Origin of the sequence: Clostridium ljungdahlii, assembly GCF_001636845.1 — a bacterium.
Classification (GTDB): domain Bacteria; phylum Bacillota; class Clostridia; order Clostridiales; family Clostridiaceae; genus Clostridium_B; species Clostridium_B ljungdahlii_A.
Map to the genome: position 1 here is coordinate 1 of NZ_LITT01000054.1, position 1,292 is coordinate 1,292.

At 38.7% G+C, this 1,292-nt stretch carries 2 protein-coding genes and 1 pseudogene; all 3 read right to left on the reverse strand.

Annotated elements, in window-relative coordinates:
* A pseudogene (locus tag WY13_RS15545) lies at nucleotides 1-227 on the reverse strand (electron transport complex protein RnfC); the annotation flags it as partial.
* 17 nt (nucleotides 228-244) lie between these two features.
* A complete protein-coding gene (locus WY13_RS15550; RefSeq protein ID WP_063556518.1) occupies nucleotides 245-511 on the reverse strand; it encodes a EutN/CcmL family microcompartment protein in 267 nt (88 codons plus the stop codon).
* 85 nt (nucleotides 512-596) lie between these two features.
* A partial coding sequence (gene eutJ / locus WY13_RS15555) for an ethanolamine utilization protein EutJ (protein ID WP_063556519.1) occupies nucleotides 597-1,292 on the reverse strand: 696 nt, incomplete at its 5' end.

The window sequence follows — 1,292 nt, forward strand, 5'->3', positions numbered from 1 at the left end:
ATAAGTGCTTTATTTGCACCTACTAACTTTCCTGCTGCTTCAAATCCTTTAATTATCTCATCTGGAAACATCCTCATCAGCTGCTGATCCACACGAAGCAGTGGCTCACATTCAGCTCCATTAAGAAGTATATATTCTGCCTTTGATGCTAGCTTTGCGTGGGTAGGAAATCCTGCCCCACCGGCACCAATAACACCAGCTTCTCGCACCATATCAAGAATACTCATTACCGTACCTCCTGAGTTTATTCTACATTACAGTCTTCATCAATAATTCCAACAACAACTGCATCAACCGGGATATCCTCACATTCATCTAACATTTTTCGAGCTGATGACCCGGTTGAAACAATAACTCTATCTCCAATACCGGCACTGATTATATCTGCAACAACTAAATGCTGACCAGCACCAGTTCCTCCAATTACTTCCGCTAACATAAACTTCAATCCATTAAGTGATTCTGCTTTTCTTGTTGCCCATACATTGTCAATTAATCTTGCTATTAACATATATCTTTCTCCTTTTTAACATTGCGCTTAATCTCCTGAATTGCTGATTCAACAGATGACGTATCGCCAAAAGAATCATCTCCAATTATATACTTTCCTGCGTACAGCTAAGTGCTATGCCCAAAGGGGTCACAAACATCGGATTTTCTGGCTTATGAGTAAAAATTCCTGTCTTTTTCTCTATAATCGTCTCAATACCCGTTAGACAGCAAGTTCCTCCTACCAGAGATATTTCCTGGACATCGTACCCTCTAATATGCTGGTTAATAATAGATGCAATTTTTTCAACTACTGGCTTTAGTACAGGTAAAAGGTCCTTATGATTTTCTGGATTACGTTTATACAATTCTGCTTCTGCAAAAGGCATTTTATATGCACCAGAAACAACTAAGGAAAATTGAGTACCTCCTGTTGGTTCATCTGCAATATAAACAACTTTTCCATCTTTTAAAATTGAAATTCCAGTCGTTCCACCACCGATATCTACAACTGCACCATTCTTAATTCTAAGAACTTTATTAGCAGCCGTTGGTTCATCAAGCACACTTGTAAGTTCAAAACCAGCTGCCTGAACTACATTTTTAACTGCCCCTGAATCCAACTCATCTGTTCCAGGTGGAATAGCTGCAGCTCCATAAATCAACTCTGTACCTAACTTTTCCTCAATTTCATGCTTCATCTCTCTAACAATATTGATTGCACCAATATAATCAACAACCATACCATCTCGAACTACATCTGCATATTTATAAGCACCTGCTACTGGCTTATAGTTTTCATC